This window comes from Halorubrum xinjiangense, assembly GCF_900102375.1.
In the GTDB taxonomy this organism is placed as follows: domain Archaea; phylum Halobacteriota; class Halobacteria; order Halobacteriales; family Haloferacaceae; genus Halorubrum; species Halorubrum xinjiangense.
This window is the reverse complement of record NZ_FNBO01000013.1, coordinates 1-24,287: the sequence shown is the minus strand read 5'-3', so window position 1 is coordinate 24,287 and position 24,287 is coordinate 1. Positions and strand designations below refer to the sequence as shown.

The following is a 24,287-nucleotide window of genomic DNA, read 5'->3' as shown; positions in this document are numbered from 1 at the left end:
GGGTCCGCTGTCTCGTCGTTCGGCGCTCCGCGATCAGACGCCCTCGACGAGCCGTTCGAGGTGCTCCGGCGGGACCGCGCCACGGGCGGCGTGGCCCTCGTACGCGAACGTCGGGACGCCGGTGACGCCCTGCCGCCGCGCGGCGTCGAACATGTCGGTGACGCGCTCGCGGAGGTCGTCGTCGCCGAGCGCCTCGTCGATGACGCCGGGGTCGAGCCCGTCTATCTCCGCAGCGATGTCAACGAGCACGTCGCGGTCGCCGATGTCGCGGCCCTCCAGCCACAGCGCGTCGAAGACGGCCTCGTCGAACGCGAGCCACGCGTCCGGCGCGGTTTCGCGCACGCGGACCGAGGCGATCTGCGCGGGCAGCGAGTCCACGTCGGTCGCGAGTTCGAGCTCCATCTCGTCGGCGCCGTACTCCTCTTGAAGCCGGCGGACGTTCTCGCGCGCCTGCTTGTAGTACTCCTCGTCTTTCCCGGTGTCGGCGTCGCCGTCGATCTCGCCGTCCGGCCCGCGCTGGCCCGCGCGGAGGTCAAACGGGTGCCAGTCGATGTCGAGCGGCGCCTCGCGCGTCTCCTGATAGTTCGCGAGCGACCGCCGTCCGAGGAAGCAGAACGGACAGACGTAGTCGGAGTAGACGGTGATCGCCTCGGGCTCGTCGGCGCCGGACGCGGCGTCGGAGTCGGTTGTCATGTCCCCACTACGCCGCGGAGCCGAAAAGGTCGTTCGGCGACGGCAGGCGGCGTTCGGCCGGATCGACCGCGGGTCGTCGTCGGTCGAGCGCGTGGCGGTCGTCGGGCCGAGCGCGACCGCAGCGGTCGCGGTCGCCGGCCCGTGAACCACCACTAATTAATACAATCTGGTTGTACAACCGCGCATGCCCGAGTACGACCCGGTCGATCCCTCCGTCGCGCTGACGATCGCCGGCAGCGACAGCGGCGGCGGGGCGGGGATCCAGGCGGACCTGACGGCGATGACCGCGCACGGCGTCTTCGGGACCGCGGTCGTGACGGCGACGACCGCCCAGAACACGCGGGGCGTCGAGGACGTCCACCCGCTCCCCGCCGACCACGTCGCGAGCCAGTACGCGGCGGTCGCCGACGACTTCGACGTCGGCGCGGTCAAGACGGGAATGCTGGCGACCGCGGAGATCGTCGAGACGGTGACCGAACTGGTCGCCGACGCGGACGCTCCGCTCGTCGTCGACCCCGTGATGGTCGCAGCGACCGGCGACCGGCTGCTCTCGCCCGCCGCGGAGGACGCCTACGACGACCTGATTGCTGAGGCGACGCTCGTCACGCCGAACGCCGACGAGGCTGCGGTGCTGACCGACGAAACGGTCGCGACCTCGGCCGACGCCGAGGCGGCCGGCCGGCAGCTCGTCGCGCTCGGCGCGGACGCGGCACTGGTGAAAGGGGGGCACCTCGACGGCGAGTCGGTCGACGGGGACGTCGTCGTCGACACGCTCGTCCGGGCCGGCGACGCGGACGGGGGAGAGACCGCGGAGCGCGGCGAGCCGACCGTCGACCGCTTCGAGACGCCGCGGATCGACACCGACGCGACCCACGGCTCCGGCTGTGCGTTATCGAGCGCCATCGCGGCGCGGCTCGCGCGGGGGGAGTCGGTTCGTGATGCGGTCGGCGCCGCAGTCGCGGAGATGACCGAGGCGGTCCGGCGCGGCTACGACGTGGGGGAGGGACCGGGCGCGGTCAACCCGACGGCGCTGGACGAGGAGTGAGCCGTCAAACTGGGTGGATGTTTATAAATAGTCGTCAACGGATCGGCGTCGGACAGCTCCAAAGCCCCAGCCGCTCGTTTATAAATGATTGTCGGCGGATCGGCGTCGGACAGCTCCAAAGCCCCAGCCGCTCGTTTATAAATGATTGTCGGCGGATCGGCGTCGGACAGCTCCAAAGCCCCAGCCGCTCGTTTATAAATGATTGTCGGCGGATCGGCGTCGGACAGCTCCAAAGCCCCAGCCGCTCGTTTATAAATGATTGTCGGCGGATCGGCGTCGGACAGCTCCAAAGCCCCAGCCGCGAGGCCGCAGTACGCTCGTTGCGCTCCTCGCTCGCGTTGCTCGCTGCGGTGCTTACGTCGCCTACTGCGGCCTCGCGGCGGCCCCTTTGAGTCCCGCCCCGCACAGCACCGCGACCGCACCTCACACCTCCCCAGCCTCGTCGGTGGTCCTCCGCGTTGCTCCGGACCACCGACTCCCTCGCGCGTACTGCTCGGCCGCGAGGCGGCCTCGCAGGCACGCGCCACCGCACCGTTCATTTATAAATGATTGTCGCAGCCGGTCATGCTTATTTAAATACCTCGTCGCTGCCGTCGTGCGCTTATAAATACGCGAGCGGGATCATCAGCGCGACGCCGAGCGCGACCCCGCCGACGAGGACCCGTTTGCCGCCGTGGGGGAGCTCGGCGCCCGTTTCGAGCGCCTCGGGGATGAACTCCGTGAGGACGAGGTAGATCATCGCGCCCGCCGCGAAGCCGAAGCCGTACGGGAGGAACTCTCGGGCGTACCGCACGAACGCGAACGCGATCACGGCCCCGATCGGCTGCGGGAGGCTGGAGAAGACTGACCACCACACCATCTTCCACTTCGAGACGCCCATCGCCCGGAGCGGGATCGAGATGGCCGTCCCCTCGGGGACGTTGTGGATCGAGATGGCGACGGTCATGAACACGGCCAAGAGCGGGACCGTGAAGCCGAACAGCGCGGTGCCGCCCGCCAGTCCGAGGTCCGCGAAGGAGACGCCGACGGCGACGCCCTCGGGGAAGCTGTGGACGGTCAACACGCCGAGGATCAACACGAGCTTCTTGAAGTCGGCCTCCTCGTACTCCCGCGGGTCGATGTCGGCGTCGAGAAGCACCTCGTGCGCGACGACGACGAGGACGACCCCCGCCGCCAGACCGATCCCGATCTCGACCGGCGTCCCCTCGGCGAGCCCCTCTCGGACGAGCCCGAACAGCGACGCCGAGAGCATGATCCCGGACGAGAAGCCCCACAGCGCTACGTTCCCGCGATCGCTGATCGAGTCGAAAAAGAAGAACGGCAGCGCGCCGACCCCGGTCGCCAGCGCCGTGATCAGGCCGGCGACGAAGACGAAGGCGAACGCGTCGAACGCGACCATCACTTATCACACCGTTCGCTGACCTCGGATATAACTGCCACGGGCGAGACCGAAACGTGGGAACGCGCCGACGAGTCCGGGTCGCGGCGCGAGGCGCTCAGTCGGGCGCGAGGCTCCCGGTCGAGCGCGACGCTCACCCCCGACGCCTCCCCTCAGCCGATTCCCCGCACGATCCCGACCGCGAGGAGGATCAGAAACAGCGCGGCCGAAAACAGCAGTACCATGAGCTTCGTTCCGAGACGGTGCCTGCCGTCGCGAGCAGGGGACCCGGAGCGGCGGATACGACCTCGCAGACGCGAGATCACGGCCGGGGTCACGCCTCGTCGACCGACGACTCGGGGTCGTCGGCGTCGGAACCGTCCCCGGCGTCGTCGTCGAGGCCTCCGGTCGTCGCGTCGGCGTCGGCGTCGAGGCCTCCGGTCGTCGCGTCAGCGTCGTCGTCGAGGCCTCCGGTCGTCGCATCAGCGTCGTCCCCGCCGTCCTCGACGGGATCCCTTTCGGCTTCCTCTCCCTCGTCGGAGCCGCTGTCCGCCTCTGCGTCTTCGCCGGACTCGCCATTCGATTCGCCGCCCGATCCGTCGCCTTCGCTCTCGCCCTCACCGGCGGGCGTCTCGCCCTCCTCCTCGTCAGGCGATTCGTCCGCTTCGCCGGACTCGCCATTCGCTTCGCCGCCCGATCCGTCGCCTTCGCTTTCGCCCTCACCGGCGGGCGTTTCGCCCTCCTCCTCGTCAGGCGATTCGTCCGCTTCGCCGGTGTCGGCGTCCACGGGCTCAGCGTCGCCGGAGTCAGAACCGGCGCCGTCCGGTAGTCCCGGCTTGTTGTCGTTGAAGTCTCCGTCCGAGCCGTTGATGTCGTCGGGACTCTCGAGGTCTCCGTCCGAACCGTTGAGCTCTTCGGGACTCTCGAGGTCTCCGTCCGAACCGTTGATGTCGTCGGAACTATCGATGTCTCCGTCCGAGCCGTTGAGCTCTTCGGGGGTATCGAGGTCCCCGTCAGAGCCGTTGATGTCGTCGGGACTCTCGAGGTCTCCGTCCGAACCGTTGATGTCGTCGGAACTATCGAGGTCCCCGTCCGAACCGTTGAGCTCTTCGGGGGTATCGAGGTCTCCGTCAGAGCCGTTGATGTCGTCGGGACTCTCAAGGTCTCCGTCCGAACCGTTGATGTCGTCGCCCGCCGCGCTCGGTACGTCAGGGGCGGTGACGGTCGTCGACAGGTTCGTCTCGAAGCTCTCGTTCGTCTCGAAGCTCACGGTCACCTCGGCGGTGGAGGTGAACACCGCGAGGGTGTAACCGCCGCCGAAGGCGACGGCCCACACCACCATCACGGCGACGAGCAACGCGACGACCGGACGCTCGGTGCTCATCAGTCTCCCTCCCCCGCGCCGTCGGCCGGCGCGGCGGCCTCCTCCGGGAGGGCAGACGGCGCACGGGAGGCGTCCGCCCGGGAGTCGTCGGCCGGTGCGCCCCGATCGAGCACGCCGCTCGCCGGCACCCAGACCGCGAGTCCGCCGAGCAGCAGCGTCGTCACCGCGACCGCCATCGCGATCGCCGCAGCGGTGCGGAGCTCGAACGCGACGTACGCGGCGTACGGCGCGAACCCGGCCAGCACGGCGGTCGCCCCGCCGACGGTCGCGACCGACACGCCGCCGGAGTCGGCCACGGCGGAAGCCTCGTCTGACGAGGGCTCGTTCGCGACCCTCGACGCGTCCTCGGCGTCGGCTGCGGCGTCGGCCGCGGCGTCGGCCGCCGCGACAGCCACCGGTTCCGGCTCGGTCGCCTCCTTCTCGCTGGCGTCGCGGAGGAACGACCACAGCTCGTTGGCCGCGAGCAGGCCGAAGGGGAGGACCACGAGCGCGACGAACCCGGCCCGCGTGCCGGCGAACTGGATCACGTACCCGATGTACGGGATCGTCAGCGTCACCACGCCGACGAGGTTCGCCGCGGGCACGAGCGCGGGGTCGGGCCCCTCGTTCGCGTCGCCCATCGTCTCGAACGCGAGGGTTCCCCCCTCGTCGACGACGTCGATCACCCGATGCGTCACGGGCACGTCGCCCATTCCGCGGGAGAAGGTGATCACGTCGCCGACGGCGACTGCGGCCGGGTCGCGGTCCGCGACGATCACGACGTCGCCCGGAGCGATCGCTGGCGTCATGCTCGCCGTGAGCACGACAAAGCTCTCGTCGGCGCCGACGATCTCGGGGACCGCGAACGCCGCGAACGGCGCGACGAGCGCGATCAACAGGACGATCCCGAGTACGTTCGCCGCCCGTTTCGTCCGTGGTGATGTGAGTCTGTTTTTCATCAGTTCGCCTCCGAGCCGCACAGCGGCTCACCGCCCGTTGTCGTTCCGCCGTCGATCTCGAAGTCGCCGTAGACGTCGCCCACCGCGAGCAGCTGCGAGCAGCTCACGTGGATCGCGACAGGTCTCTGCTCGCCCTCGATACTGATCTCGACCTCCGGGCCGAGCTTGTCCGTCCCCTTGCCGGGTCGGTCGACGTCTTTTCCGTTGAGGGTGAAGACGTCACCCCGTGAGACGGTTCCGGCGAACAGTTCGCCGCCCGTGCCGCCCTTCGTTGAGACGACCGAGACGGTCGCGTCGACGGCGCCGCGGTAGCGGACGTCAAGGGTCGCAAGCGAGACGTCATTCCCCCTGTCACAGACGACGCACTCGGGGTCGGTTTCGGGGTCGTCGAGGGTGTCGTCGTCGCGGTCACCGCCGGTGCCGCTCTCACAGACCAGCTTCCCGTCGGTCGTCGTCACCGCGACGATTTCGAAGTCGCCGTAGACGTCGCCGGGGCCGAGGGGATCCGAACAGCTCGTGTGGATGTTGACACCGCCGTCGCCCTTGCTTGACGGGCCGGCCCCGTCGTCGAGGGAGAGTTCTGGACCGATCCAGCCCGAGCCGTCGTTCGTCCCCGAGTCCGCGCCGTCGAGGACGAACTCCTCGTCCGGCTGGACCGTGGCCGCGAATATCTCGGTTCCGCCGTTGCCGCGCCCGCCGGCGCCGCCGCCGGTGGCTCTGACGGTCAGATCGATGGGGTCGGCACTGAGGCACCGAAGCGTGAGCCCACCGATTTTGACGCCGTTTTCGCCCGCACACGGGACACACTGGTTCTCGTCGCAGACGCGGTCGGCGAAGGGGTTCGACGCCGCTGCGCTCGCCTCGTCGAGGGAAGCTGGTCCCACCGCGTTCGGCTCGTCGACGTGACGGCACTGCTCGGCGTACAGCAGGAACGTGAGCGACGTCGAACTGTTTGCCGCCGCGTCGGGCGCGTCGGCCGGGAGCCGCCAGTACACGTCGACCATGATCGTGTCCTCGTCCTCGGGGTCGAGGCACCCGTCGTCGATCCGCTCGCCGGTGAGCAGGTCGGCCCGGACGTCCGCGAGGGGGCGGTACCCCCCGGTCAGCGACGCGCCATCGGCCCTGAGATCGACTTCGAGCGCGCGGGAGAGCGCGTCGCTCGGCACGCACTCGGTCGCGAGCCAGACCCGAACCGGGTTCGTCTGGGCGCCGATTTCGAACCGTTCGCGGTCCGAATCGCCGCGGTTGATGCCCGATACGTTGACGTTGATGGTGCCGTCGGTGGTCGCACCGTTCACGAGGAGCTCGACCGTGCCGGAGCCGAACGTGTTTTTCGAGAACGTCTCGCGGTCCGCGAGGTACGCCCCGGTACCGAGGCCGCTCGCCATCCCGACGGCGCCGACGCCGCCGATCCCGGCGAGCAGCTGGCGACGGCTCAGGCCGCTCGGGCGTCCCGCTCCGTCGTCTCCGGGGGTCATGCGCTCCCTCCGGTGGCGTCGCCGCCCGTCACGGCGTTCCCCTCGAAGGGGTTCCCCTCGGTCCCGCATTCATCCGCGACGAAGTCGACGTCGAAGTCGACGATCCCACCCTTTCCGGCGTTGCCGCCGGTAGAGTCGAACTCCCAGGTGAAGATCAGACAGCGCCGCTCGTCGGTCGTGAGACAGCCGTCACCGAGCCGGGTCGGGTCGAGTTCGATCCCGTCCGCCAGCGGGCCGGCGACTAAGTCGGCGAGCGTTCCCTTGGCAATCTCCCGACCGTAGCCGGCGAAATCGCTCTCGGCGCCCGCGCAGGCGCCGATCCCGAGTAAGCCGGTGTCGTACCGGATATCGAGATGGATGCGCTCGGCGAGCGCGACGCTCGCGGGATCGTCGAGCGGGTCCGGGAGCTTGAGCCGGAACCACACCCGGACACCGTCCGGGGCCGCGCCCGCGGGGTCGTCGAGCTGGAGCCCGACGCTCGCGGTACCGTAGTCGCCGGGAAGCGCGTTCTCGAGGTCGACGAGACGGATTCCGTCGCTTTCGACGTCGTCTTCGGCGTCGGTGGGGCTCGAATCGACTTGCGTTCCGTTTTCGGTGCGCCGCCAGCCGACCAGCAGGTCCCACGGGGGGGTGGAGTCGGACTGCGCGTACGTGTAGTCGGAGTATTCGTTCCAGCTGCCCGTCGACCGACCGCTTGCGGCGCCGAGGGTCACGAAGCCGACGGCTCCGACGCCCGCGAGTGCCTCCCGCCGCGTGAGATGTGTGTCTTTCTGTGTCATGGTGTGTCCTCGGCTCCGAACGGCCGTTCGTCAACTGTGCGTCTCCACGCTGCCCGCGCTCGTATGTATGCGCGAGCTACCGGCGCCGCTCGTGCGACGCGCCCCCTGGTCCGGGCCGCATACCCGATCGGTCCGCGAGGGCCGTCCCCGCGGTCTACCGGCGAGAGAGGCGGTCACCGTTCCCTACCGGGGTCGATAACGAGTGTCCGACCGGGCCGATCCCGTCCCGGCTTCGGTCGAATCAGGCGGGAGCCTGTCCCGGTCCGGCGCCGTCGTTGTGACGCTCCTGCTCGGTGTAGAAGCCGAGGTCGAAGCCGAGCGTGTCGCCCTGGACCTCGTTGCCCACTTCGGAGGGGAGCTCCCACGAGAGCGCGATGCAGTGCATCACGCCGTCGCCGCGGAACGCGTCGCGGTCCGGGTCGTCGGCCGGGTCGTTGAGCTCGTCGTACAGCGTCGCGCGGTTGCCGTCGAGCGGGATCCCGTTCCCGTCGGCGAGCTCGGCGAGGACGTTCGCGAGCGTGTCCTCCATGATGACCTTCTCCTGGGTCGCCTGCGCCGCGAGATTGCCGAACACCGTCGGGATGTTCAGCGGGTCGTCGAGGTCGTTGAAGAACAGCAGGTCGCCGCCCGCCCCACCGGCGGGGCCGGCCATCGCGAGGAGCGTGCTGGCGCTGCCGTTCACGTTGATCGTGTAGACGTCGGTCTCAACTGAGCCCGGGGACGGGGCGATGGCTCCGCTTGGTGGGGCTCGCGCGCTGTCCGCAGCATCCACCGGCGAGGCGAACGATGAGCCGCCGGAACCGTTGAACGATTCGCCGTCCGAGAGGACGATGTTACGTTTTGCGGCGCCGCTTCGGCCGTTGTCGGTGAGCTCTTCCTGCGCGACGTCGACACCCTCGCCGATGTACGTGCCGGTCGCGATGTCATCTGCGTTTGAGTACGGATCAGGATCTCCCTCGTTAACGGCCGGACTACCCGTGGGATTTGGGTCGTTCGTCGAACCACTCACGACGTTCGCGAGCTTTTGACGGAGGCCGGAGAGAGCACTGTCGACAGTATTCAGATCGGTCGTCAGACCCTGAAGTAGCCCGATCCGGGGGGTCCCGTCGCTGTCGCCGTCGAAGTACGCGACGCCGACCTGAACGTCCGCGTTCGCGTTCTGGAGGAAGTCGATGAACTGCCGGGTGCCGAGCTCGACGAGGTCGATCTTCGTCGTCTCGGGGTAGGTGCCCCCGTTGATCGCAATCTCGTCGGTGTTAACGACGCCGCCGTACTGGTCGTACAGCATCGAGCCCGAGAAGTCGAGCGTCAGCATGATGTCGACCGGCTCCGCGCCGTCGTACACGTTGTCGCAGTCCTCGTCGTACCAGAGCCGCGCTTCGATGGCGTCGCCGAGGTCGCCGAGGTTTTCGGGATCCACGAGCGACTCGGGTTCGGTGAACGCGCCGCCGGACTCGCTGACGTTGCCCGCCTGCATCCAGATGTAGCCGGGGTTGTCACAGAGGTGCAGCGAGAAGGTGATCTCGCCGGAGTCGCCGGGCTTCACGTCGGAGAACTGGACGAGCGTCTCCATCTCCTCGCCCGTGACGGGGTCGACGTTGAAGTACGCCTCCGAGAGGGGCGGGATGTTGTCGCAGTCGAGCACGGGGAGGTTCGCCCCGTTGCTGTCCTCGTCGCTCTCGTCCGGGAAGTCGCTGTAGGTGAACACCTCGCCGTCGATATCGACCGACTGCTCGCCGTCGCCGTCGTGGTCGGGGTGCGCGCTGACGAACGTGTCGCCCTCGCCGAAGTCGTACGTCTGTTGCCAGTCGACCAGCAGGTCGAGCTGGCCGGCGGTTAGCTGGTTGCCCTCGAACGACTCGGTGTCGTTGAAGTACGCCGTGGTGCCGAGGCCCGCGCCCGCCGAGGCGATACCGACCGCGCCGAGGCCGGCCAGCATCTTACGCCGCGACAGTCCGATCGTGTCGAATTTCTTGTTGTCTGCCATGATTGTAATTCCCCTAAGGGAGTCCCACCGACGGAGTTGAACCGTCGTCCCGGCCGCCCGCGCGGGTCCGGTGTGGGAGGTGGTCGCCGGGCGTTACTCGCTGAACTCCACCGCGTTGGCGCTGTTGTAGAAGTCCAGGGACGCGGGGTCGTCGTTGACCTTCGCGATCGGCCCCTCACCGCCGGTGCTGCCGAACGCGAGCAGGCGGAAGGTCGAGGCGATCTCGCTGCGCGGGACGCCGAACACGATCGTGTTCCCGAACTTCTCCGCCGCGAATCCGGCCGGAAGCGACATCGACGAGCTGTAGGTCCCGCCGTTGTTCTCCTGGTAGCCGAACGGGTCGTCGGGGAGCGCCGCGCTCGGGTTCCAGATGAGCTGCCAGTCGTGGGTGCCGTCGGCGTCCGCGTCGACGGCGACCGGGAGATTCGTGCTGGAGTAGTCCGCGGTGTCGAGGAAGTCCACGCCGTCGTCGTCGTCCACGAAGGTGAAGCTCAGGACGACCTGGTCCTCGCCGTAGGAGACGCTGGTGTAGACGTTACCGTCGGTCGGGTTGGCCAGGGGCCGGCCCTTGTGGTCGTTGTCGTACGCGGTGACGACGGTCTCGTCGACGCAGGGGTTGTTCGTCCCGTCGTTGTGCCGCGACTGCTCCGCGTAGAACTCGAAGTCGAACGCGACCGAGTCCGTCTGGATCTCGTTGCCGACCTCGACCGGGACCTCCCACTCGACGCAGACGCACTGCTCGGCGATGTTCGGTACCTCGTCGACGAACGGCGAATCGACGCCCTCGAAGGGCGCGCGGCCGTCGAGGGGAGCGCTCGAGTCACCGTCGCCGGAGAGCGGGACGCCGGCTTGGAGCGCGAGCATCACGTTCGCCAGCGAGTCGGAGATGATCTCCTCGCCGATGACGGTCTCGCCTTCCACCTCAGTGCAGTACGAGATGGTAACCTCCATCGCGTCGGCGAGCTCGCCCATGCCCTCGCCGGGGTCGCCGCCGGTCGTGTCGACGTCCGTCTCGGGTTCGGTCTGTCCGTTCTCCTCGTTCGCGGTCAGCTCGCCGCACATCCACATATACGCCGGGTTGTCGACGATCGAGAAGCAGAACTCGCCCTCGCCGGAGTCGCCGGGCTTCAGGTCGGAGACTTGGATACTGAGGGGTTCTCCCTCCCCGCCGCCCACGACGTTGCCGTCGATGAAGGTCCCGTCGGGGGTGGAGTACTGCGCGTAGCTACCCTGGTCCTCGGAGTAGTCGACGTGGACGAACAGGTCCAGCTCGCCGGCGGTCAGTTCGTTGTTCGTGAACGTCTCGGTGTCGTTGAAGTACGCCGTGGTGCCGAGGCCCGCGCCCGCGGAGGCCACGCCGACCGCACCGAGTCCGACCAGCATCTTGCGCCGCGATAGTCCGATAGTGTCGTCGTTCATTGTGTATCATCCCCGAAGGGAACTCCCGTCGGCGGTCGCGAACCGCCGTGTCGGCCGCCCGAAGGCGCCGAACCGGGAACCGAGCGAGTATCGCCCGGGGGGCGAGCGGGTGTCCCGCTCGGAGTCGCGTGTCTACTGGGACACGTTTCCGGTGCTGTTGCTGTCGACGTCCGTTCCGTTGAACGACACGTCCGGGCTGTCGTTGTGCCGGAACTGCTCGGCGTAGAAGCCGAGATCGAAGGCCACGGAGTCGGTCTGGACCTCGTTGCCGACCTCGGCCGGCAGGCACCACTCGAAGCCGATACACTGGGTGAGTCCGCCCTCGTAGGGCTGTCGACCGTCGACAGACCGGTTTCCGTCGAGCGCGATCCCCTCCGAGAGTACCGCCATCGCCCCGGCGAGCGATCCCTCGAAGATGATTTCCTCGCCGGCGGTGATCGTCTCGGCGACCTGTCCGAAGAGCTGCTCGATGGCGTCGTCGTCGTTCGCGAAGAACACGTGCTCGTCGGCGGGATCGCTGGCGAGGTCGCTGAGGTCGTCGAAGCTCGCGCCGCCGACGCCGATCGCGAAGATCTCGGTCCCGGCGTCTTTCGCCTCGCTGCCGTCGGTGTTGATGTCGCCGTCGCCGAAGACGACCATCACGCGGTTGTCGTGGGGGCAGTTCTCGAGTTCGGCCTGTCCGGCGTCCACGCCGGCCTGAGCGTTGGTACCACCGCTCGCGTTGAGCCCATCGATCGCGGTCTCGACGGCACTAAAGGTGTCAGTCAGCGGTTGCGGCGTGTCGGCTGTGCTGCTGAACTCCGTAACGCCGACCTGGTTGTCGGGGTTCGCATCGAGAATGGTTGCCGCAAGCTGTTTCGCGCCGCTTTTCGTGTTTGCGATGCGGCTTCCGCCCATCGATCCGGACGTGTCGATCACGAGCTGAACGCACACCGAATCTCCCGCTTCCTCGGCGTCGACGTCCAGGACGTTGTTGCAGTTCTCGTCGTACCACATCGTCACGTCGATGGCGTCGGCGAGCTGCCCGTCGCCCTCGGGGTCATCGGTGGAGAGTTCCAGGTCCTCGAGCGCCTCCAGCTCGGGCTCCGAGTAGCCGTTCTGTGCGTTCTCGGTCAGCTCGCCGTTCATCCACACCCACGAGGGGTTGTCACAGATGTGGAGGCTGATCGTCACCTCGCCGCAGTCGCCGGACTTCACGTCTTCGAGGACGAAGACCGGAATCTCGTCGCCGTTGACCAGTCCCACGTCGGGCAGGCAGAAGTCGCGCGTCTGGACTTCGTCCTCCCACGCGTCAGGCTCGTCGATGCTCGGGGCCTCGCCGATGAGGTAGATCCCCTCTTCCTCCTCGACGACGTCAAAGTCCGGATACCAGCCGTTGACCTCGTCGATGCGTCCGGTCCCGCCCGCATACGTGGCGCGGTAGTCAAGCTTGAGATCGAGCTCGCCCGCGGTGAGCGTGTTGCCCTCGAACGTCTCCGTGTCGTTGAAGTACGCTGTCGTCCCGAGTCCCGCGCCCGCGGAGGCCACGCCGACGGCCCCGAGGCCGGCGAGCAGCTTGCGCCGCGAGAGTCCGATGGTGTCGTTTGTGTCCGGGTTCATGATTCGTTGCCGACTCGCCCTCCGTCCGCGCCGGGTAGCCGAAGTCGGTTACTCTCCCCTCCGAGGGATACCGACCTAGTTACGCGCAGCCACGTCACCGTCGAACGAGTGGTTCGATTCCGTGGAACGAACGATTCCCGCGGTCAAACGCCGGATTCGATCGGCGGTTCGGGGCCCCTACTCGAGGTCGAAACGACGGCATGAACCCCGTACTTCGAACGCGGCGGGCGGTACGGGGTCCGTGCCGCGTCGAATGCGATATCGAGGGGGATCCGAACCGAACGGCGGCGCCCACGGCGGCGCGGGCTATCGGTTTCGAGGAGCCGGATCTCGGGTCAAGATACCACGAAACACGGGTTAGGTGGGGGTATCTGGCCCATACATATACCCTCAAAAGAAGACGTGGCGTCAACGACCGATCTCCGTATCGCGCGGAGCGTCGGACCCGCATCCATGAAATACCGACCCGACATCCTTCCGGCAGAGCAGGTGTACGCCATCCTCGCGAACGAGCGCCGTCGGCGCGCACTCGAACAGCTCGGGAGCGTCGGCGGCGTGGTGACGGTCCACGAGTTGTCCGAACTGGTGGCGGATCGCGAGACGGGCGAGAGCCCGCCGCCGAAGCGGTGCCGGGAGAGCGTGTACTCCTCGCTCGTCCAGACGCACCTACCGAAACTGGAGGAGGTCGGCGTGATCGAGTACGACCGAGAGACGCAGACGATCGAGCTGTCGCGACACGCGCGGGACGTCGCCCTCTACACCGAGATCGTCGCGAAAGGCGGGGTGACGTGGTCGGAGCTGTACCGCGCGCTCGGCGTCGCGTCGCTGACGATCCTGCTCGCGATCCTGCTCGAAGCCCCGATCGCCGCCGCGATCGACCCGGTCCTCTGGACGAGCCTCTCGCTCGGCGCGTTCGCCCTCACCGGCGCGTACCAGCTGTGGGTCAACCGCTTCTCCGTGCTCCGGCAGTTCCCGGCCGGACGCAACGGCCTGCGCTCGCGGCGCCGAAGCTGAGACGAACGCCGAGTGCTGCGACCTTCCGGCCCTATTTATAAACAACATGACGACATGACGCTGCGGCCGGCGCGTGCGAGGGAGTCGGTGGTCCGGAGCGACGCGGAGGACCACCGACAGGGCGAGAGCGAAGCTCTCGCTTGAAACCGGACGTAGTCCGGTGACGAGGCTGGGGAGGCGTGAGGCTGCGGTTGCTGTGCGGGGCGGGACTCAAAGGGGCAGCCGTGAGGGGCGCGGAGGCGAAGCAAGCACCGCAAGGAGGGAGCGAAGCGACCGACTGAGGAGCGCAGCGAGCGTGCGCGCCCCTCACGGCTGGGGCTTTGAAGATGTTCACCGGTGATCCGTCAGCAACCGTTTATAAATGAGCGGCTGGGGCTTTGGCTGTGTTCGCCGCCGATCCATCAGCAACCACTTATAAATGAGCGGCTGGGGCTTTGGAGGCGTTCACCACAGCAGCGAATTAGCGCCGAGCGGCTGTGACTTTGGAGGAATACATCGATGCTCCATCAGCAACCACTTATAAACGAGCGGCTGGAGCTTCAGCAGAATTCACCACGAAACAACCGATCACTCCGTGTTATTCGGTTGCGAGCGACGGCGGCAGGTCCAGCTCGAACAGCCGCGCGTTGCAGGCGGTACAGCGTCCCGCGACCACGTCGTAGCTCGAACAGCAGGACTCGACGACGCGCTCCTCGAGGATTACCGAGCCCTCGCAGGCGGGGCAGTCCTCGACGAACAGGCGGAGCGCACCGAGCACGCCGCTTCGCGCCGGGAGCGAGAGCGTCGTCCAGTCGTCGACCCGGTCGGTCAACACGCGGTCGGCGGCGACGTCCGCGAGGAACGCCGCGCGGGACTCCCAGTGGCCGATGCGCTCGCCGTCGGCGAACGCAAAGGCGGTCTCGCCGCGCCAGTCGAGCGAGAGCGAGTCGGCGTCGATCCCGGTAAGCGCCGCGAGCGCCGCCACGTCGGCGGCGGTACCGGCGTCGTCGGCGTCGTGGGTCGTCGGGGCGTCCGCGGCTTCAGTTATTGGGGCGTCGGCGTCGTCGGCGTCGGCGACGCTCGCGTCGAGGCGAATCCCGTCGAGGGCGTCGCTCCACGCGGACGCGAACCACGGGGCGAACGCGAGATCGGCCTCGTCGGGCGTCTCGACGAGGACGTCCGCCGACAGCAGGTACGACTCCGCGTCGATGTCGGCGGGCGGCGCGGCGGCGCGGCCCTTCCCGAACAGCCGCAGCACGCGCTCCGGGAGGTACCGCTTCGTGAGGTGGGGCGTGCCGGGAACGAGGTAGCCGCGCAGCCAGATCACCCCGAGCGCGCCGGCGAGGCCCCCCGCGCCGAGTCCGGGCCGACCGAACGCCGCGAGCGTGCCGGCGCCGGCCAGCGCGAGCGCGACGTTGACCACGGTACAGGGGATACAGCGGTTCTCACCGGTGTACTCCGGGCGACGAAGCCGAGAAAGCAGACCGAGACGGGCGTCGTGTGAGGTCGTCATACCTTCAGAGAGGTGCCGATCGGTCGTATGTATGGGCGCCATACCGCCTCTCGTGACGGCGATCGCGGCGCGGAGGAGCCCGGAGATCCGTGAGGGGTGGAGCACCCGACGCCGCCAGACGGGGCCACGAACCGCCTCGCTTTATTTTTGACGATATTACATAACCTTGAGGCATACGACAGAGGATCAGGTATTACTGGCATACAAATCAGTATTCGGAACGATAGGTAAGATAATAGAAAGTGATATGTTGTTTGGTACCAATCTGTATGAAGAGATTTTCACACCCGCGCCATGTCACCCCAACTACACTTTCAAGAAGAAACGGTGTCGAGCGAGGAGAACGGCCCCTCGCGCGACGAGGTGTTCACCGCGCTGAGCAACCGACGTCGACGGAACGTGATCACGTATCTGAAAGAGCACGGCGACGACGCCCGCGTGAGAGACATCGCGGAGCAGCTGGCCGCGTGGGAGAACGACCTCGACGTCAACGAGGTGACATACAAACAGCGGAAGCGCGTCTACACAGCCCTCCACCAGTCGCACTTGCCGAAGCTGGCCGCGAGCGGGTTCATCGACTACGAGTCCGACCGTGGGATCGTCTCGCTGACCGAGGAGAGCCGTCGACTCGACGTGTACCTCGAAGTGGTTTCCGAAAACGAGATCCTCTGGAGCGAGTACTACGTGGGGCTCGCGGTCGTCTGCGGGCTGCTCGGCGGGGCCGCGGCGATCGGAACCGTCCCGTTCGCGAGCGTCTCCGGGTACGCGTACTCGGTCCTCTTCGCGGCCCTCTTCGGCGTCTCCGGCCTGATACACCGGACGGTGACGCGTCGGAACAGGATCGGATAGGGGCCCCCGCGGGACACCCGCAGGGTTTTAGCCGCGCACGGCGGGAGTACGGACATATGGCAACGGGGATCGTCGGGGAGTTCCTCGATCTCAAGGCGGAGACGGACGCGGACGTCCTCGCGATGCAGTGCGGCGACTTCTACGAGTTCTTCGCGGACGACGCCGAGCTGGTCGCCGACGAGCTCGACCTCACGGTGTCACAGAAGTCCTCCCACGGTTCGTCGTACCCGATGGCGGGCGTGCCGCTCTCGGAGCTGACGCCGTACGTGAACGCCTTGGTCGAGCGCGGCTACCGCGTCGCGGTCGCCGACCAGTACGAGACGGAGGGCGGCGACCACGCCCGCGAGATCGTCCGCGTCGTCACGCCGGGCACGGTCTTGGAGACGAGCGACGACGACGCGCGGTACCTCGCCGCGGTGGTCCGCGAGGAGGACGGGTCCGGCGGGGCCGGGGCGACCGGCGGAACCGGAGACGCCGACGCCGACGGCCCCTACGGGCTCGCCTTCGCTGACGTGACCACGGGGCGGTTCCTCGCCACGACGGTCGACGACGGGGGCGACCTGCGCGCCGAGCTCTACCGCTTCGACCCCGCGGAGGTGTTGCCCGGCCCGCACGTCCGCAACGACGACGGCCTGCTCGGCGCGGTCCGCGAGGACCTCTCGGGGCGCGTGACCGCGTTCGACGCGGAGGCCTTCGCGAGCGGGCGCGCGAGACACGCGGTGCGCGAGCAGTTCGGCCGCGAGACGACCGACAGCGTCGGACTCGACTCCGAGCTCGCGGTCCGCGCCGCGGGCGCGGTCCTCTCGTACGTCGAGGAGACGGGCGCGGGCGTGCTCGCCTCGATGACCCGCCTGACGGCGTACGGCGCCGACGACCGGGTCGACGTCGACGCGACCACCCAGCGCAACCTCGAGATAACGGAGACGATGCGGGGTGACGCCGACGGCTCGCTGTTCGACACGGTCGACCACACCGTCACGGCCGCCGGCGGCCGGCTGCTCCGCGAGTGGCTCACCCGACCCCGTCGCGACCGCGAGACGCTCGCGGCCCGGCTCGACGCGGTCGAGTCGCTGGCGTCCGCGGCGCTCGCGCGCGACCGGATCCGCGGGGTCCTCGGCGACGCGTACGACCTCGAACGGCTCGCGGCGCGCACGACCAGCGGGAGCGCCGGCGCGCGCGAACTGCTCTCGGTCCGCGACACGCTCGCGCTGCTCCCGGATCTCGCGGACGCAATAGGGGGGACCGCCCTCGCCGACTCGCCCGCGGCCGCCGTCCTCGACCAAGTCGACCGCGAGGGTGCGGCCGCCCTCCGCGAGGAGCTCGCCGAGGCACTCGCCGAGGACCCGCCGAAGGCGAAGACGGGCGGCGGGCTGCTGAAGGAGGGGTACGACGACGAGCTCGACGAGCTGATCGAGCGGCACGAGGCGGTAAAATCGTGGCTCGACGGGCTCGCCGAGCGCGAGAAACAGAAGCACGGGCTCAGCCACGTCACTGTCGACCGCAACAAGACTGACGGCTACTACATCCAGGTGGGGAAGTCGGTCGCCGACCAGGTACCGGAGGGTTACCGCGAGATCAAGACGCTGAAGAACTCGAAGCGGTTCGTCACCGACGAGCTCGCGGAGAAGGAGCGGGAGGTCCTCCGCTTAGAGGAGGCCCGTGGCGAGCTGGAGTACGAGCTGTTCGAGGAGCTGCGCGAACGGGTCGCCGAGCGCGCCGAGCTGCTCCAGGACGCCGGGCGGGCGGTCGCCGAGCTCGACGTGCTCGCCTCGCTCGCGACCCACGCGGCCCGCAACGACTGGACGCGCCCGGAGCTGACCGCGGAGCGTCGGCTCGACGTCGAGGCCGGTCGGCACCCCGTCGTCGAGGGGACGACCGACTTCGTCCCGAACGACCTCCGGCTCGACGCGGAGCGCGGCTTCCTCATCGTCACCGGCCCGAACATGAGCGGGAAGTCGACGTACATGCGGCAGGCCGCGCTGATCCAGCTGCTCGCGCAGGCCGGCTCGTTCGTCCCCGCCCGCGTGGCCGAGGTGGGCCTCGTCGACGGCATCTACACCCGCGTCGGCGCGCTCGACGAGCTGGCGCAGGGCCGGTCGACGTTCATGGTCGAGATGCAGGAGCTGTCGAACATCCTCCACTCGGCGACCGCGGACTCGCTCGTCATCTTAGACGAGGTCGGCCGCGGCACCGCCACCTACGACGGCATCTCCATCGCGTGGGCCGCGACCGAGTACCTCCACAACGAGGTGCGCGCGCGCACCCTCTTTGCCACCCACTACCACGAGCTGACGACGCTCGCGGACCACCTCCCGCGCGTCGCGAACGTCCACGTCGCCGTCGACGAGCGCGACGGCGAGGTGACCTTCCTCCGTACCGTCCGCGACGGTCCGACGAACCGCTCGTACGGGGTCCACGTCGCAGACCTCGCGGGCATCCCCGACCCCGTCGTCTCCCGCGCGGACGAGGTCCTCGACCGCCTCCGCGAGGAGAAGGCCATCGAGGCCCGCGGCTCGCGGAGCGGAGGGGGCGGCGACGGGGAGGCTCCCGGCGGTGACGGCGCAGGACGCACACAGCAGGTCGTCTTCGACCTCTCGTCGGGGTCGTTCTCGGAGGGCGGCGACGGGGCGTCGGCGGACGCCCCCGATTCAGAGGCGGGTCGCAACGGAGCGGGCACCGAGTCGAAACCGGTACCCTCCGGCGAAGCCGCGGAGGCCCCGGAAACCGCGCCCGCCGACCGGCTCGACTCCGAGACCCGCGCCGTGATCGACGAGTTGGCCGACGTCGACGTCGCGGCGACCCCCCCGGTGGAGCTGCTCTCGCGGGTCCAAGAGTGGCAAGAGCGGCTGGACTGACCGCGCTGCGGGACGGATGCGAGGGTACGTCTGACGTAAGAACTAATGTCCGACCTCGTCGTGTGGTGTGTATGGGCATCATGAGCAAGATCCTCGGCGGAAGTGGGAGCCGCTCCGTCGACGATTACGTCGAACTCGATTCGGACGACTTCGCCGACGCGCACGCGGAGACGGACACGCAGGTACACTTCGCCGAGATCGGCGACCAGAGCGACGTCATCCCGATCAAGGACGCGGTGTACGACGGCGACTTCGTCATCGCCGACATCACCCGCCACTCCACGTCGGACCGGACGATAGAACACGTCTACGACGAACTCCGTCAGGTGGTCCAGGAGGTCGACGGCGACATCGTCCAGAAGGGCGACGACCAGATCATCGTCACCCCGACCGGTGTGAAGGTCTCGCGGCAGAAGCTGTAACCCCCGCGTCCCGAGGTTTTCGCCCCGGTTTCCGTCCGTGAGCCCCGCTTCGCGACCGGGATTCGGCCGTACCGGCCGAACCGTGTCATATATGCCGTTCTCCCGCCCACGTAGAGTCGAATGGACGAGCCGGTCCTCCTGACGGGCGCCGGCGGACGGGTGGGACAGGCCATCCTCCGCGGTCTCGGCGACGACTACGACTGGCGGCTCCTCGACCGCGAGCCGCTCCCGGCCGCGAAGGTGCCCGACGGGGTCACCGACGCCGACCGGTACGTCGCCGACATCACCGACGAGCGCGCCCTCCGCGAGGCGGTCGCCGACGTCGGCGCGGTGATCCACCTCGCCGGCGACCCGCGGAAGACGGCGCCGTGGGACTCCGTCCTCCGGAACAACATCGACGGCACGCAGGTCGTGATGCGCGCCGCCGCCGAGGCCGGCGTCGAGAAGTTCGCGTTCGCCTCCTCGAACCACGCCGTCGGCGGCTACGAGACCGAAGACCGGACCCCGGACCTGTACCGCCCCGAGAACGACTACCGGCTCGACGGCAGCGAACTCCCCCGCCCCGGAAATCTCTACGGCGTTTCAAAGGCGGCGGGCGAGTCGCTCGGACGCTTCTACCACGACGAGTTCGGCATGAGCGTCGTCTGCGTCCGCATCGGAAACCTCACGAAGGACCACCCGCCCCGCGAGTACGAGCGCGGGCAGGCGATGTGGCTCTCCCACCGCGACTGCGCGCACCTGTTCGACCGGTGTCTCCGAGCCGACTACGGCTACGAGGTCGTGTACGGCATCTCGAACAACGACCGCCGCTACTACTCCATCGAGCGCGCCCGCGAGGCGCTCGGCTACGACCCCGCCGACAACTCCGCCGATTACACCTTCGAAGGGAAACCCAAGCCGGACCGCGACACCGAGACGAACGGGGGCCGCTACGCCGCCGACTCGTTCGCGTCCGACGCCGATCGACCCGCCGACGAGTCGCCCGCCGAACCCAACTTCCCGGCCGACCCCGACGACGCCTGAGCGCCGCGCGGCACCGCCACCCGGCGCGGGCGCTCAGAACAGCCCGTCGACGTCGCGCCGCTTCCGCTCCTCGCGCTCGACGTGATCGCCCAGCCGCGCCGCCACCTGCGGCCGCGCGTCCGGGGTCCGGAGGTACGCGAACAGCAGTTCGGCGAACTCGGTCCGGCCCGTTCCGCGCTCCTCGCTGGCGAGGTCGGCCGCGGTCGCGAGCACCTCTGGGTCGCCCGGTTCCCCCGCTCCCGCGAGCGCCCGCGCCGCGACACCGGCCGCGGCGAGCGATAACCCGCCGAACGCCGGCGTCTCGCCGTCGATGCGGACTCGCGGCACAGACGCTGAATCCGCGTTTTCCGGGGGCGTAGCGAGCCGGTCCGCCCACTCTCGGACGGGACCCAGCGCGACCCCCCGCGGATCGGAGACGCTCGCCAGCGCCGCGACGGCGTCGTCCGCGCGCGCCGCCGCCCCGGATCGGTCGCCGTCGATCGCGCGGTGCGTCGCCGCCGCGGTCGCGGCCAGCCCTCGGCGAAGTCGCTCGCCGTCGCCGTCGCTCTCGGTGCTATCGCTCTCGTCGCGGTTGCTCTTGCCGTCGCCGTCGCTCTCGGCGCCGCCCGGAGGTCGCCGTTCACCTCTCCAGACGTCGCGGGCCGCGAGGAACTGCCGCTCGTTGAACAGCGCGGCGCCGGCAGTGATCGCGACCGAGGCGGACGGCGCGTCGCGCGCGTCTCGGTTCTGCTCGGCGTCGCGGTCGGTCATGCCTCGCGGTCAGCGGCGACGATTCATAAATGCCGAGTTCCGCGACCGTGAAAACGGAGGTCGCAGCGTCAGCGGAGAACAGGCGGCCGAAGCGTCAGCGGAGAGCAGGCGGCCGAAGCGTTAGCAGCGGGAGCGCCCGCGGCGGGCGGATCAGGCCTCCCGGGCGGCGCCGTCGTCGCCCGGGAGGCGAAACGTTCGGTCGACCGCAGTCGGGTATCGCCGGTGAAGCGCCGCACCGGCGACGGCGCCGCAGAGGGCGGCCAGCGCGACCGCGGCGGCGGTCGGGAACGAGAGGGCCGCGACGGTCACTACCGGCAGCGCCGCGAAGCCGATCGCGGCGCCGAGCGACGGGACGGTCGCCGACCGGTGGGGGTTCGCGTACAGGTCGGAGTGGACGGTGCGTCTGGAGGGGGATCGGTCTGGTGTCATCGTCGGATCTGGGTCGTGGCGCGAGTCGGTCGCGCCGCAGTCGGCGTCGGTTCGGCCGCCGGCGACCGCGCGGTGCGGTCTCCGAACGGCGAAGCGGGGTCGGAGAGCGTCCGGGAGAAGCCGTCGCTCGTCTCGATGGACGGGTCGGCTGTCTCCGCGTCGGGGTCACGCGGCGACGGTGCCGAGGAGAGCGGCGACCGGTCCGCGGACCCGTTTCCGGACGCTCCGGCGGGGGGTGAACGTCGGGATGGGGTCACGGACGGTCATGGTTTCGACCCGGCGGTGGGAGACCGGCCGGGCGTGTCTTCACCTAGTGCCGCAACCGAGTTAATCGTTGTTCGTGTGTGTGAACCAATGGCTCGGTTCGGTCAGCGCGGCTGTCGGGCCGACCGGCGTGACTACCAGTACACTAAGGACGTCGGAGCGCGTACCGACGGTAGACGTGTCCAGTAGCCTACTACCGGTGATCGCGACGATACTCGTGTCGGGGCTCGCGGTCCAGCTGCTCGCTCACCGGTTCCGGATACCGAGTGTCATCTTCTACCTCGCGATCGGAGTGGTGTTGGGGCCCGAACTGCTGGGACTGGTCACGCTGGAGACGTTCGGCGACGGACTGGAGATCATCGTCGGACTCAGCGTCGCGATCATCGTCTTCGAGGGGGCGTTCGCGCTTCAGATCGACCGGATCCGGCGCGCGTCGACGGTGTCGCTCCGGCTCGTAACCGTCAGCGCGGTCGTGATGTTCATCGGGACGGCGGCCGCGGTCCGGGCGTTCACCGACGGCACGTGGGAGATCGCGCTGCTGATCGGCGCGCTGCTGGTGGCGACGGGGCCGACCGTCATCACGCCGATCCTCAACGTGGTCCGGGTGCGGGACCACGTCGCGACCGCGCTGGAGACCGAGGGGATCGTCAACGACGTGACGGCCGCGATCGTCGCGGTCGTGATATTCGAGACGCTGCTGCTCGACGACCTCGGCGTCCCCGCGACGGTGCTGTCGTTCCTCCAGCGGTTCGGCGTCGGGGTCGCGGCGGGGCTGCTCGCCACCGTCAGCATCTACGTACTCCTGGACAGCGACCTCGTTCCCGAACGCGACGTGCAGGCGTCGCAGTTCCTCGTGCTGGCGGCCGCGATCGGCTCGTTCGCGGCCGCGGAGGCCGTCGCGGCGGAGGCGGGCATCGCGGCGGCCGCGACGAGCGGGATCCTCCTCGGCAACCTCGATTTGGACAACCGCGAGGAGATCGAGCGGTTCGCACAGAACACGACGCTGATCGTCCTCTCGTTCGTGTTCATCTCGCTGGCCGCGCTGATCGACGTCGAGGCGATCGCGGGGCTCGGCCTCGGCGTGATCGCCATCGTCGCCGTCATCATGCTCGTCCTCCGGCCGCTGGGGGCGTTCATCGCGACCCTCGGCGTCGAGCGGTTCACCCGCCCCGAGCGGCTGTTCATCGCCAGCGTCGGGCCCCGCGGGATCATCCCGGCGAGCGTGGCGACGCTGTTCGCCATCGAGCTGGAGCTCGCGGGGAGCGTCGCCGCCGGCGAACTGCTCGTCGGCACGGTGTTCGCGGTCATCTTCGCGACGGTCCTCGTCGAGGCGGGGCTCGCGCGGCAGATCGGAGAGTTCCTCGGAGTGTCACCAATGCGCACGATAATCATCGGCGGGGGTCGGGTCGGCCAGGCGCTCGCCACGCGACTGGAGAACAGGGGCGAGTACGTCGTGATAGTCGAGTCCGACCCGGACGTCGTCGAGCGGGCGCGCTCGGAGGGGTTCACCGTCTACGAGGGCGACGGCAGCGACACGGAGACGCTGCGCGGCGCACACATCGAGGACGCCAAGCGGTTCATCACGACGACGAGCGACGACGACATCAACCTCCTCGCGTGTCAGCTCGCGATCACCAAGTTCGACGTCGCGTCGGTGTACTCGCGGGTGAACGATCCGGACAACGTCGACGCCTTCGACAGCATCGGCGTGAAGGGGATCGACGCCTCGACGGCGACCGCGGTCGCCATCGACGACGAGATCGAGCGGCCCGCGCTCACCCACTGGATGAATGAGCTCGGCGACAGCCACGACGTCCAGGAGGTCGAGGTGACCTCACAGGAGCTCGCGGGCAAGACGATCCGCGACCTCAACGCACAGATCCCCGACGGCACCTTCGTCGCCGTCGTCAGCCGCGACGGCGAGAACCACGTCCCATCGGCGGACAGCGTCCTCGAAATCGGCGACCACGTGACGTTCATCGGCAACACCGACGCGGTCCGCCGCGCGATGGACCGCTTCCACCCGCACGACTAAGACGTCGATCGTGCCGTTCGGATCGGTTGCTAAGCGAGGGTACGCGGCGTCGGACGGGCGGCCGGCCGTTGATAAATGACTGGTGCTGATTCGGTGACTCCGGCTCAATCTCCGACACCCCGCTTTTGACATCCTCCTCCGCCTGAAGGCGGAGGAATCCCGAGCGGTGGGAGTTTCAGGTTCGCAACCATGGACGCCGCCACTTTACGGGAGCTCGTTTAACCCAGTCGTCGTGGTCGGTGGCTGTCTGGCCATGCCAAATGGCCGTTACTCCTATCCTCGGCGCCGTTGACCCTCTCCTGTTGTTTTTGCCAGCAGAAGGTCGCTGGTGCGTTAGCGGATTTGGAGTTACCTTTGGGCTTACTCAGGCCGACAGGCACGAGACGAACCCTTCGAGGATTCGTGTTCACCACGTCGGCGTTTCGGATACTGCCTCGTTACTGTGGGCGGACAG

General features: G+C 68.6%; 20 protein-coding genes. 8 read left to right on the top strand and 12 right to left on the bottom strand.

Annotated elements, in window-relative coordinates; all coding sequences use genetic code 11:
- Nucleotides 1–33 precede the first annotated feature (33 nt).
- Nucleotides 34–693: a DsbA family oxidoreductase gene (locus tag F3H13_RS13360; RefSeq protein ID WP_149799514.1), complete on the bottom strand. Its 660-nt coding sequence runs from the start codon at nt 691–693 to the stop codon at nt 34–36.
- Between F3H13_RS13360 and F3H13_RS16280 the strand changes: the two genes are divergently transcribed.
- Together F3H13_RS16280 and thiD are read left to right on the top strand one after the other, a co-directional pair.
- Complete coding sequence (locus tag F3H13_RS16280; RefSeq protein WP_188128071.1) at nt 692–838, top strand: hypothetical protein; 147 nt, start codon at nt 692–694, stop codon at nt 836–838. The two genes, F3H13_RS13360 and F3H13_RS16280, sit on opposite strands and share 2 nt — an antisense overlap.
- Nucleotides 839–877: 39 nt before the next feature.
- On the top strand, nt 878–1,738 hold the full coding sequence (thiD, locus tag F3H13_RS13355) for a bifunctional hydroxymethylpyrimidine kinase/phosphomethylpyrimidine kinase (RefSeq protein ID WP_149799513.1): 861 nt from the start codon (nt 878–880) through the stop codon (nt 1,736–1,738).
- A 601-nt stretch (nt 1,739–2,339) separates the two neighbouring features.
- Here the strand turns inward: thiD and F3H13_RS13345 are convergent.
- From F3H13_RS13345 to F3H13_RS13310, 8 genes are all read right to left on the bottom strand, one after another.
- The gene (locus F3H13_RS13345) at nt 2,340–3,137 is read right to left on the bottom strand and encodes a ZIP family metal transporter (RefSeq protein ID WP_149799511.1); all 798 of its coding nucleotides are present in this window, start codon (nt 3,135–3,137) and stop codon (nt 2,340–2,342) included.
- Nucleotides 3,138–3,450: 313 nt separating this feature from the next.
- The gene (locus F3H13_RS13340) at nt 3,451–4,500 is read right to left on the bottom strand and encodes a hypothetical protein (RefSeq protein ID WP_149799510.1); all 1,050 of its coding nucleotides are present in this window, start codon (nt 4,498–4,500) and stop codon (nt 3,451–3,453) included.
- Nucleotides 4,500–5,438, bottom strand: coding sequence for a signal peptidase I (locus tag F3H13_RS13335; protein ID WP_149799509.1), 939 nt, complete (start codon nt 5,436–5,438; stop codon nt 4,500–4,502). Before F3H13_RS13335 ends, F3H13_RS13340 begins: the two co-directional genes overlap by 1 nt.
- Nucleotides 5,438–6,916, bottom strand: a complete 1,479-nt coding sequence (locus F3H13_RS16605) for a DUF7467 domain-containing protein (RefSeq protein WP_149799508.1) — start codon at nt 6,914–6,916, stop codon at nt 5,438–5,440. The genes F3H13_RS13335 and F3H13_RS16605 overlap by 1 nt, the downstream gene beginning before the upstream one ends.
- Nucleotides 6,913–7,695 (bottom strand): hypothetical protein, encoded by a 783-nt coding sequence (locus tag F3H13_RS13325; RefSeq protein WP_149799507.1) that lies wholly within the window; start codon nt 7,693–7,695, stop codon nt 6,913–6,915. The genes F3H13_RS16605 and F3H13_RS13325 overlap by 4 nt, the downstream gene beginning before the upstream one ends.
- A gap of 241 nt (nt 7,696–7,936) precedes the next feature.
- Nucleotides 7,937–9,682 carry a SipW-dependent-type signal peptide and vWA domain-containing protein gene (locus F3H13_RS13320; RefSeq protein WP_149799506.1) on the bottom strand — a complete coding sequence of 582 codons (1,746 nt, stop codon included), beginning with the start codon at nt 9,680–9,682 and terminating at the stop codon, nt 7,937–7,939.
- Between the two features lie 93 nt (nt 9,683–9,775).
- Nucleotides 9,776–11,101 carry a SipW-dependent-type signal peptide-containing protein gene (locus F3H13_RS13315; RefSeq protein WP_149799505.1) on the bottom strand — a complete coding sequence of 442 codons (1,326 nt, stop codon included), beginning with the start codon at nt 11,099–11,101 and terminating at the stop codon, nt 9,776–9,778.
- 132 nt (nt 11,102–11,233) lie between these two features.
- Nucleotides 11,234–12,700, bottom strand: a complete 1,467-nt coding sequence (locus F3H13_RS13310) for a vWA domain-containing protein (RefSeq protein WP_149799504.1) — start codon at nt 12,698–12,700, stop codon at nt 11,234–11,236.
- Between the two features lie 453 nt (nt 12,701–13,153).
- Here F3H13_RS13310 and F3H13_RS13305 point away from each other — a divergent pair, with 453 nt between their 5' ends.
- Entirely contained in the window at nt 13,154–13,714 is a 561-nt protein-coding gene (locus tag F3H13_RS13305) for a DUF7344 domain-containing protein (protein WP_149799503.1), read from the top strand.
- A gap of 577 nt (nt 13,715–14,291) precedes the next feature.
- Here the strand turns inward: F3H13_RS13305 and F3H13_RS13300 are convergent.
- Nucleotides 14,292–15,206, bottom strand: coding sequence for a hypothetical protein (locus F3H13_RS13300; RefSeq protein WP_149799502.1), 915 nt, complete (start codon nt 15,204–15,206; stop codon nt 14,292–14,294).
- Nucleotides 15,207–15,500: 294 nt separating this feature from the next.
- Here F3H13_RS13300 and F3H13_RS13295 point away from each other — a divergent pair, with 294 nt between their 5' ends.
- The 4 genes from F3H13_RS13295 to azf all read left to right on the top strand — a co-directional run bounded on the left by F3H13_RS13295 (nt 15,501) and on the right by azf (nt 20,355).
- Nucleotides 15,501–16,055 (top strand): DUF7344 domain-containing protein, encoded by a 555-nt coding sequence (locus F3H13_RS13295; protein WP_149799501.1) that lies wholly within the window; start codon nt 15,501–15,503, stop codon nt 16,053–16,055.
- A gap of 56 nt (nt 16,056–16,111) precedes the next feature.
- Nucleotides 16,112–18,910, top strand: coding sequence for a DNA mismatch repair protein MutS (gene mutS / locus F3H13_RS13290; RefSeq protein WP_149799500.1), 2,799 nt, complete (start codon nt 16,112–16,114; stop codon nt 18,908–18,910).
- 71 nt (nt 18,911–18,981) lie between these two features.
- On the top strand, nt 18,982–19,332 hold the full coding sequence (locus F3H13_RS13285) for a cell division protein SepF (RefSeq protein WP_149799499.1): 351 nt from the start codon (nt 18,982–18,984) through the stop codon (nt 19,330–19,332).
- 120 nt (nt 19,333–19,452) lie between these two features.
- The gene (gene azf / locus F3H13_RS13280) at nt 19,453–20,355 is read left to right on the top strand and encodes an NAD-dependent glucose-6-phosphate dehydrogenase Azf (RefSeq protein WP_149799498.1); all 903 of its coding nucleotides are present in this window, start codon (nt 19,453–19,455) and stop codon (nt 20,353–20,355) included.
- Nucleotides 20,356–20,388: 33 nt separating this feature from the next.
- Here the strand turns inward: azf and F3H13_RS13275 are convergent, their stop codons facing one another.
- Nucleotides 20,389–21,105 (bottom strand): hypothetical protein, encoded by a 717-nt coding sequence (locus tag F3H13_RS13275; protein ID WP_149799497.1) that lies wholly within the window; start codon nt 21,103–21,105, stop codon nt 20,389–20,391.
- A 150-nt stretch (nt 21,106–21,255) separates the two neighbouring features.
- Complete coding sequence (locus F3H13_RS13270) at nt 21,256–21,534, bottom strand: hypothetical protein (protein ID WP_188128070.1); 279 nt, start codon at nt 21,532–21,534, stop codon at nt 21,256–21,258.
- A 463-nt stretch (nt 21,535–21,997) separates the two neighbouring features.
- On the opposite strand from F3H13_RS13270, the gene F3H13_RS13265 reads away from it, so the two are divergent.
- Nucleotides 21,998–23,833, top strand: coding sequence for a cation:proton antiporter domain-containing protein (locus tag F3H13_RS13265; RefSeq protein ID WP_149799571.1), 1,836 nt, complete (start codon nt 21,998–22,000; stop codon nt 23,831–23,833).
- The last annotated feature ends 454 nt before the right edge of the window (nt 23,834–24,287 follow it).

Excerpts from the sequence above, each read along its gene's own strand:
- F3H13_RS13305 (WP_149799503.1), top strand. The coding sequence starts at position 13,154 with ATGAAATACCGACCCGACATCCTTCCGGCAGAGCAGGTGTACGCCATC.
- thiD (WP_149799513.1), top strand. The coding sequence starts at position 878 with ATGCCCGAGTACGACCCGGTCGATCCCTCCGTCGCGCTGACGATCGCC.
- F3H13_RS13285 (WP_149799499.1), top strand. The coding sequence starts at position 18,982 with ATGGGCATCATGAGCAAGATCCTCGGCGGAAGTGGGAGCCGCTCCGTC.
- F3H13_RS13325 (WP_149799507.1), bottom strand. The coding sequence starts at position 7,695 with ATGACACAGAAAGACACACATCTCACGCGGCGGGAGGCACTCGCGGGC.
- F3H13_RS13335 (WP_149799509.1), bottom strand. The coding sequence starts at position 5,438 with ATGAAAAACAGACTCACATCACCACGGACGAAACGGGCGGCGAACGTA.
- mutS (WP_149799500.1), top strand. The coding sequence starts at position 16,112 with ATGGCAACGGGGATCGTCGGGGAGTTCCTCGATCTCAAGGCGGAGACG.
- F3H13_RS13340 (WP_149799510.1), bottom strand. The coding sequence starts at position 4,500 with ATGAGCACCGAGCGTCCGGTCGTCGCGTTGCTCGTCGCCGTGATGGTG.
- F3H13_RS13320 (WP_149799506.1), bottom strand. The coding sequence starts at position 9,682 with ATGGCAGACAACAAGAAATTCGACACGATCGGACTGTCGCGGCGTAAG.
- F3H13_RS13300 (WP_149799502.1), bottom strand. The coding sequence starts at position 15,206 with ATGACGACCTCACACGACGCCCGTCTCGGTCTGCTTTCTCGGCTTCGT.
- F3H13_RS13275 (WP_149799497.1), bottom strand. The coding sequence starts at position 21,105 with ATGACCGACCGCGACGCCGAGCAGAACCGAGACGCGCGCGACGCGCCG.
- F3H13_RS13345 (WP_149799511.1), bottom strand. The coding sequence starts at position 3,137 with ATGGTCGCGTTCGACGCGTTCGCCTTCGTCTTCGTCGCCGGCCTGATC.
- F3H13_RS16280 (WP_188128071.1), top strand. The coding sequence starts at position 692 with ATGTCCCCACTACGCCGCGGAGCCGAAAAGGTCGTTCGGCGACGGCAG.
- F3H13_RS13295 (WP_149799501.1), top strand. The coding sequence starts at position 15,501 with ATGTCACCCCAACTACACTTTCAAGAAGAAACGGTGTCGAGCGAGGAG.
- F3H13_RS13270 (WP_188128070.1), bottom strand. The coding sequence starts at position 21,534 with ATGACACCAGACCGATCCCCCTCCAGACGCACCGTCCACTCCGACCTG.
- F3H13_RS13310 (WP_149799504.1), bottom strand. The coding sequence starts at position 12,700 with ATGAACCCGGACACAAACGACACCATCGGACTCTCGCGGCGCAAGCTG.
- F3H13_RS13315 (WP_149799505.1), bottom strand. The coding sequence starts at position 11,101 with ATGAACGACGACACTATCGGACTATCGCGGCGCAAGATGCTGGTCGGA.
- F3H13_RS13360 (WP_149799514.1), bottom strand. The coding sequence starts at position 693 with ATGACAACCGACTCCGACGCCGCGTCCGGCGCCGACGAGCCCGAGGCG.
- F3H13_RS16605 (WP_149799508.1), bottom strand. The coding sequence starts at position 6,916 with ATGACCCCCGGAGACGACGGAGCGGGACGCCCGAGCGGCCTGAGCCGT.
- azf (WP_149799498.1), top strand. The coding sequence starts at position 19,453 with ATGGACGAGCCGGTCCTCCTGACGGGCGCCGGCGGACGGGTGGGACAG.